At 66.2% G+C, this 6470-nt stretch carries 9 protein-coding genes and 1 pseudogene; 3 read left to right on the top strand and 7 right to left on the bottom strand.

Annotation, left to right across the window (positions count from 1 at the left end; translation table 11 throughout):
* The first annotated feature begins 41 nt into the window (after window positions 1–41).
* Both DIE08_RS02145 and DIE08_RS02150 read left to right on the top strand, forming a co-directional pair.
* On the top strand, window positions 42–503 hold the full coding sequence (locus DIE08_RS02145) for an Lrp/AsnC family transcriptional regulator (RefSeq protein ID WP_124900883.1): 462 nt from the start codon (window positions 42–44) through the stop codon (window positions 501–503).
* A 63-nt stretch (window positions 504–566) separates the two neighbouring features.
* Window positions 567–977, top strand: coding sequence for a VOC family protein (locus DIE08_RS02150; RefSeq protein ID WP_124900884.1), 411 nt, complete (start codon window positions 567–569; stop codon window positions 975–977).
* Between the two features lie 53 nt (window positions 978–1030).
* Here DIE08_RS02150 and DIE08_RS02155 read toward each other — a convergent pair whose 3' ends face one another.
* From DIE08_RS02155 to DIE08_RS02165, 3 genes are read right to left on the bottom strand one after another with little or no spacing between them, the layout of a single operon-like run.
* Window positions 1031–1378, bottom strand: a complete 348-nt coding sequence (locus DIE08_RS02155) for a copper-binding protein (protein ID WP_124900885.1) — start codon at window positions 1376–1378, stop codon at window positions 1031–1033.
* Window positions 1379–1417: 39 nt separating this feature from the next.
* Complete coding sequence (locus tag DIE08_RS02160; RefSeq protein WP_124900886.1) at window positions 1418–2209, bottom strand: DUF2182 domain-containing protein; 792 nt, start codon at window positions 2207–2209, stop codon at window positions 1418–1420.
* Complete coding sequence (locus tag DIE08_RS02165; protein ID WP_124900887.1) at window positions 2206–2850, bottom strand: DUF1326 domain-containing protein; 645 nt, start codon at window positions 2848–2850, stop codon at window positions 2206–2208. The genes DIE08_RS02160 and DIE08_RS02165 overlap by 4 nt, the downstream gene beginning before the upstream one ends.
* A 343-nt stretch (window positions 2851–3193) precedes the next feature.
* Here DIE08_RS02165 and DIE08_RS02170 point away from each other — a divergent pair, with 343 nt between their 5' ends.
* Window positions 3194–4357: an MFS transporter gene (locus DIE08_RS02170; RefSeq protein ID WP_124900888.1), complete on the top strand. Its 1164-nt coding sequence runs from the start codon at window positions 3194–3196 to the stop codon at window positions 4355–4357.
* A 26-nt stretch (window positions 4358–4383) separates the two neighbouring features.
* Here the strand turns inward: DIE08_RS02170 and DIE08_RS35985 are convergent.
* The 4 genes and pseudogenes from DIE08_RS35985 to DIE08_RS02190 form a co-directional block, all read right to left on the bottom strand.
* Window positions 4384–4629: pseudogene (locus DIE08_RS35985) on the bottom strand (hypothetical protein); the annotation flags it as partial.
* Window positions 4630–4666: 37 nt separating this feature from the next.
* Window positions 4667–4888: a hypothetical protein gene (locus tag DIE08_RS02180; protein WP_124900889.1), complete on the bottom strand. Its 222-nt coding sequence runs from the start codon at window positions 4886–4888 to the stop codon at window positions 4667–4669.
* 3 nt (window positions 4889–4891) lie between these two features.
* Window positions 4892–5422, bottom strand: coding sequence for a transferase hexapeptide repeat family protein (locus DIE08_RS02185; protein ID WP_124900890.1), 531 nt, complete (start codon window positions 5420–5422; stop codon window positions 4892–4894).
* Window positions 5423–5425: 3 nt separating this feature from the next.
* The gene (locus tag DIE08_RS02190) at window positions 5426–6388 is read right to left on the bottom strand and encodes an electron transfer flavoprotein subunit alpha/FixB family protein (RefSeq protein ID WP_124900891.1); all 963 of its coding nucleotides are present in this window, start codon (window positions 6386–6388) and stop codon (window positions 5426–5428) included.
* Window positions 6389–6470: the final 82 nt, after the last annotated feature.

Raw genomic sequence — 6470 nt, forward strand, 5'->3', positions numbered from 1 at the left:
TTAAGGAAAAATGAGCCTTTCACCTTAAAAACTCCGCCGCGATGGATGAACTCGACTGGAAGATACTCGCGCTGCTGCAGGCCAACGGCCGCATCAGCTACACGGAACTGGCGCGCCAGGTTCACCTGTCGGTGCCGGCGGTCACGGAACGCGTGAAGCGCCTCGAGTCGGCGGGCGTGATCGACGGCTACACGGCGCGGGTCAATCCGGCCGCGGCCGGCTACCCGGTGAGCGCGCTGATCGGCATCACGGTGCAGCAGCCGGCGAAGGCGAAATTCCTGAAGCTGCTGGAGACAATTCCCGAAGTGGTCGAGTGCCATCACGTGACCGGCGCGGATTCCTACGTGATGCGGTTCGTCGCCGTCAGCATGGCGCACCTCGAGCAACTGATCGAGCGCATCAACCTCTACGGCGAAACGCGCACGTCGATCGTGATGTCGACGCCACTGCCGGCGCGCGGGCTCGCGCGCCCGGCAGCGGCGGTCAAAGGCATTCGGGGGTGACACGACACCCCGCGTTGCGCGATGCTGTGCGGTGCGCACCTTGCTCGAACCGGACAACCTGCCATGTCAGTCATCGGACTCAATCATTACAACCTGCGCGCGGATCGTGCCACGCTCGATACGCTGCGCGATTTCTATGTGAACGTCGTGGGCCTCCAGCCAGGCTACCGACCGCCGTTCCAGAGCAACGGCTACTGGCTCTACGCGGGGGCGCAGGCGATCCTCCACCTGTCGGAAGCGCGGCCCGGCGAGGTCCGGCCGCCGCACGTCGTCAACACGTTCGACCATATGGCATTTTCATGCGAGAACGCCGCCGACATGGAACGGCGCCTGGCCGACGCGCAGGTCCGGTACTCACGCACGTACGTGCCGCTCACGCGCCAGTTGCAGCTGTTTTTCACCGACCCGGCCGGCAATGGCGTCGAGTTGAATTTTGCCGAAGCCGGCGGCGATTCCGGTGACGGACCGGGTTAGCGCCGGCGACCGGCCCGTGACGGTCGCCAGGCAAGCGGTCGCTTGCGCGACCGTTACTGCCGTTGCACGAGCTTCACGATCGTCAGCGTGCCCCCCACGCGCTCGACCCGGACCTTGATCTTGTCACCCACGTGCAGCGACTCGATCATCGCCGGGTCGCCGGCCTTGAACGCCATCGTCATCGGCGCCATCCCGACGTTCTCGAGGGCGCCGTGCTTCAGTGTCACCATGCCGTGCGCGGCATCGATCCGTTTCACTTCGGCATCGGTCAACGCCGAATCCGGCGCCGACATCTTCATGTCGCCCATGTTCATGTCGGGCATGCTCCCGCCCGCACGCACCGGCGTCGCAACGACGGCCATCGCGCCGAGAACGGTGACGGCGAGGTATCGGATTTTCATCGGGACACTCCGTTGTTCCGCCAACGACGAACGCGCCCGCTACACCAGCAACGTCGCAACCGCCCACGCGATCAGCACGACGCCCAGTGCGCGGCCAACGCGCTCGCCGCCCGGCAGCACCTTTTCGACGAGCACGAACAGTGACAACGCGACGATCCACACGACGTTCATCACGCCGCCGACGAACAGCAGCGCCATCAGCAGCCAGCAGCAGCCCACGCAATACGCGCCGTGCCGCACGCCGAGCAGGAAGCTGCCCGTGAGTCCCGGGCGCCCGTACGTCGTGAGAAACCGGACCGGCGACCGACATTGCCGCAGGCACGCCTGTTTCAGCGGCGAGAATTGATAGGCGCCGGCCAGCGCGAGGACGATCGCGGACAATACGGCGCTCTTCGACCACAGCATCATTCCGGAGATCAGGCCGGCGGGCTGCAGCAGCGTCTGCAGCACGGCCGCGGCGACCGAAAACGCGAGCCACGCGGCCAGATAGCCCGCCAGCAGGAACGCCGACGTCAAAGCCGCCCCGGCTCCTTGCGCACCGTGATGCCGCAGCACCCGCCGGTACAACAGTACGAGCGGCGCCGCGCCGGGCGTCATCATCGCGATCATCATCACCCACCACATCAGGACCACGGTCGCAAGCGACGGATCCATGGTCCCCATGTCGTCGGCCAGCCGATGCGGGAACAACGCCACCGCCGTCATGTCGAGCGCCGACATGCCGGTACCCGCGCCCGTCCACAGGTAGACCCAGCACGCGCCGACGAGCGCGGTCATGCCGAGCAGCGTGACGACGCGCTCGCGCCCGAGAAAATCGCCGACGGGGATCATGCCGCGACGCGATGCCGGATCAGCCCGTGGTTGTTCAGGTGCAGCCGCGCGAACTGCGCGTAGCTCCGCTCGAGATTCAGCTCGATGTGGCCATGCGACCGGCCGGTGCCCGAACCGATCTCGGCCAGCTCGTATTCGAAGCCGTGCGGCAGGTCGATCCGCGCGCGATGCTCCGCGCCCGTCACCGGATTGCGGATCGGTTCGCCGACGATGTCGAACACGCCCTCGACGCCGATCCGGCCGCGCCGCGCATCGACATCGACGTCGAAATCGATCTTCGCGAAGATCGGATCGTATGCGTGCTCGAGCGTCGACGCGAACACGGAGAACATCGTCGCGAACGGATCGGTGTCCTGACCGGTCATGATCTTCAGCACGGCCTCGCGCTGCGCGGGACTCGCGCGCTCGTCGACGATCGGCTGGCACCGTCCGTGGCCCTCGTGAATCGGCCCCGGCCACTGGAACACGACCGCGATCCGGACGCCATCGAGCACGACGTCGCCGTAGTGGCCGCTGTCGATCGAAATCGCACCCATCGCTTCGCAGTTGCCGTGCGTCGGCAACGAATTGAACTGGCAGGGGCAACCGTATGAACAATTGCAGTTCATCAGTTCGGTTCCCTGAATTTCCCATGGCGTCATGGTTTCACCTCGTGCGTTCGGTGGCAAGTAATGCTTCGAATCTAGTGCAGCGCACAGGGGAAAGCAAAGGCCGCGCGAGACGCGCGAACGAGCGAAGAAAACGCCGTGAGCGGCGCCGTGCAACGACGCTGATCCGACGAATTCAGCGTCATCGTGCGGCGCCTGCGACGCGGGCCGCACCGCACGAAACGGCGCGTCCTGCGCACCATGTTCAAGCCATGTCCGGCATAAACCGACGGCACGATCCCGTCATCGCAAATGCGGGCATCCCGCATCGGTCCTGGTCCATACTGTCTCGCAATCGACGATTTCCTGACCGTCTCTGCCGCCCCGGATGGCTGTCATGCGCGTTCAAACTGCGTTGCTCTTTCTCGTCGGCACCCTGCTCACCGCGGGCGGCTACGGCGCAACCTTCCTGCTGTCGATGCGCTTTCGCGCGATTGGCGGCAGCGATCTCGATACCGGAGCCGCACTGGCCGCCGCGACCGTCGGCACCTTCGCCGGTCTGGCGGTGGTCGGCTGGTTCTCGCGGCAGATCGGCGCCGCGCGGATCGCCGCGCTGTCGTCTCTGTGCATCGGCGCCGGCATCGTCGGCTTCGCACTCGTCGGGCGCGCGCCGGCGGCCGATTTGCCGTCCGGCTTCCTGGTCGGCTTCGGCTGGGGCGCGTTTCATCTGGCAGCGCCGATGTCGCTTGCCGAACGCACGAGCGGCGCCACCCGAAACGTGTGGTTCTTCCGTTCGGCGACCTTCCAGATGACGGGAATCGGCATGTCCCCGGCGTTCTCGGCGTATGCGATGCGCCTGCTCCACTGGTCGATCGACGACACGCTTTATGCGGTCGGCGCGCTGTGCGCGATCGCGTCGCTGATGTTCGAGGCGTTCGGTCGCCTGTGTCCGCACCCGCCCGCCGCTGCGTCCGGTGGCCGCTGGGTGCGCGAACTCCGGGCCATCTCGCGCACACGCGCGGCCGCGCCGATCGCGATGATCGCACTCGGCACCTGCGTGTTTTCCGGCCTGATGACGTTCCAGATGACGCTCACGCAAGGCACGCAGGCGCGTGCCGGCACATTCTTCAGCCTTTACACGATGACGGTGCTGAGTGCGCGCTGGCTGCTCGGGAAATGGGTTAGGATGGCGCGCCCCGAAACCGCGACCAAGGGGTTGCTCATGATGATGATGCTCGGTGCGCTCGCCATGTTCGGCGCCGCCGAGCATGCATCGCTACAGTCCGTCGCGGCCGTGCTGCTCGGCGCCGGCTACGGGCTCATGTATCCGGTCATCCAGGCGCAGGCGCTCGACGATTGCGCGGATACGCAACGGCACGGCGTGCTGACGTGGTTCGTCGCGTCGTATTTCATCGGCACGTTCGGCTTTCCGTCGGTCGGCGGCTGGGTGATGGTGTACGCCGGCAAGGGCGCGTTGCTGATGCTCATCGCGAGCTGCGGTCTCGCGGCGCTGTCGCTCGCGTTCCTGCACGACCGGCCCGCGCCGGTGCGCACTCGATAGGCGGCTGCGGGACGCCCGCTCGGTAAGCCGGGCTTCCTCGGCGCACGTGCGATGGCGAACCACCCCATCATCGCGCCCGCGACCCACGCGCAGGTCAGCAGCAGGTCGAGGTCCATCATTCCTTCAAAATTGGCACTGTTCTCGAAGCTGCAATGCCGGCTGCCGAGGAACGCGATGCAACCGCTGGCGACCCACTGGACGTGCATGAATACGTGATAGACGGCGAAAGCCGAAGCGATGATGGCGACGCGCAGGCGTAAGGTCGTTTTCATTCGGCGCCGGAGGCGGTGGGATGGTCTGACGCCGATCTTAAGACAACGACGCCGCATCAGGCAATCGATCCCGCGCGAACGTCACGACCGGCATGCACGACGGCCAATCGCCATCCGCACAAACCCCGAGAAAATCGATGGCACCGCGCTGTCGGCACGGCTGCGTTCGGTGCTCGACGCACGCGGGTTTGCAGCATTCACGCCGCCCGACGACGGTTTTCTCGTCGGCAATCATCGCCGCCGGATCGATGACGCGCATCGCTTACGCGCCGTCGATCTGCCTGAGCGTCGTCAGGCAATCCACCGCGAGCCGCTGATAGACCCGCGTGCCATTCGCCTTCGCGTCGATCTCCGCGGCGCTCAGCCGCCGCACCACGCGCCCCGGCACGCCAGCGAGCAGCACGCCGCGCGGCACGTCGTAGCCGGCCTTCACGAACGCGCAGGCGGCAACGATCGTCGTCGCGCCGATCGTCGCGCCGTCCATCACGACCGCGTTCATCCCGACCATCGTGTCCGGTTCGAGCGTCGCGCCGTGCACGATCGCGCCATGCCCGATGTGGCTGTTCACGCCGAGCCGGCACGTCTCGCCGATGCCGACGTGCAGCACGCAGCCGTCCTGCACGTTGCTTCCTGCCTCGACGACGATCGCGCCGAAGTCGCCGCGCAGGCTCGCATGCGGGCCGATGTAGCAGCCCGCGCCGATCGTCACGTCGCCGATCACGACTGCGCTCGGATGAACGTACGCAGTCGGATCGACGCGGGGCCGCATGCCGTTGAATTCGAACAGCGGCATCGCTCAGAGCACCGCGGCCGCTTCGGGAACGAGCGTGAACAGGTCGCCGACGAGGCCGTAATCGGCCACGCTGAAGATCGGCGCTTCCGGATCCTTGTTGATCGCGACGATCACCTTCGAATCCTTCATGCCGGCCAGGTGCTGGATCGCACCCGAGATGCCGACCGCGATGTACAGCTGCGGCGCGACGATCTTGCCGGTCTGGCCGACCTGATAGTCGTTCGGCACGTAGCCGGCGTCGACTGCCGCGCGCGATGCGCCAAGCGCTGCCGACAGCTTGTCGGCCAGAGGCTCCAGCACCTTCGTGTAGTTTTCACCGCTGCCCAGACCACGGCCGCCCGACACGATGATGCTCGCCGACGTCAGCTCCGGACGATCCAGCTTCGTCACTTCACGGCTCACGAACTGCGATTTGCCTGCATCGGCCGCCGCTTCGATCTTCTCGATCGCTGCGCTGCCGCCAACGGCTGCAACCGGATCGAAACCCGTCGCACGCACCGTGATCACCTTGACCGAATCACTCGACTGCACCGTCGCGATCGCGTTGCCCGCGTAGATCGGACGCTCGAACGTGTCGGCCGAAACGACCGCCGTGATGTCCGAGATCTGCGCGACGTCCAGTTTCGCGGCGATGCGCGGTGCGACGTTCTTGCCGTAGGCGGTTGCCGGCGCGAGGATGTGCGAGTATTGCTCCGCGATGGTCAGCACGGTCGCTTCGATGTTCTCTGCGAGCCCGTCCGCAAGCTGCGGCGCGTCGGCCAGCAACACCTTCGACACGCCTGCAATCTTCGCCGCTGCGTCTGCCGCTGCTTGCGCGGCGTGTCCCGCGACCAGCACGTGAACGTCGCCGCCGACGAATTTGCCAACCTCGGCAGCCGCCGCCACCGCATTCAACGTCGCGGCCTTGATCGGCGAAGCCCCGCCTGCCGATACCGCGTCGTGCTCGGCAATTACCAGAATCGTCATGTTCGTCCGCTCCCTCTTACAGCACCTTGGCTTCGGTCTTCAGCTTCTCGACCAGCGTCTTCACGTCCGGCACCTTCACGCC

The organism is Burkholderia sp. Bp9004, assembly GCF_003858025.1.
In the GTDB taxonomy this organism is placed as follows: Bacteria; Pseudomonadota; Gammaproteobacteria; order Burkholderiales; family Burkholderiaceae; genus Burkholderia; species Burkholderia diffusa.

What these genes read in the sequence shown, in the direction of transcription:
- DIE08_RS02145 (WP_124900883.1), top strand. Translation starts at nt 42, where the DNA reads ATGGATGAACTCGACTGGAAGATACTCGCGCTGCTGCAGGCCAACGGC.
- DIE08_RS02150 (WP_124900884.1), top strand. Translation starts at nt 567, where the DNA reads ATGTCAGTCATCGGACTCAATCATTACAACCTGCGCGCGGATCGTGCC.
- DIE08_RS02155 (WP_124900885.1), bottom strand. Translation starts at nt 1,378, where the DNA reads ATGAAAATCCGATACCTCGCCGTCACCGTTCTCGGCGCGATGGCCGTC.
- DIE08_RS02160 (WP_124900886.1), bottom strand. Translation starts at nt 2,209, where the DNA reads ATGATCCCCGTCGGCGATTTTCTCGGGCGCGAGCGCGTCGTCACGCTG.
- DIE08_RS02165 (WP_124900887.1), bottom strand. Translation starts at nt 2,850, where the DNA reads ATGACGCCATGGGAAATTCAGGGAACCGAACTGATGAACTGCAATTGT.
- DIE08_RS02170 (WP_124900888.1), top strand. Translation starts at nt 3,194, where the DNA reads ATGCGCGTTCAAACTGCGTTGCTCTTTCTCGTCGGCACCCTGCTCACC.
- DIE08_RS02180 (WP_124900889.1), bottom strand. Translation starts at nt 4,888, where the DNA reads ATGCGCGTCATCGATCCGGCGGCGATGATTGCCGACGAGAAAACCGTC.
- DIE08_RS02185 (WP_124900890.1), bottom strand. Translation starts at nt 5,422, where the DNA reads ATGCCGCTGTTCGAATTCAACGGCATGCGGCCCCGCGTCGATCCGACT.
- DIE08_RS02190 (WP_124900891.1), bottom strand. Translation starts at nt 6,388, where the DNA reads ATGACGATTCTGGTAATTGCCGAGCACGACGCGGTATCGGCAGGCGGG.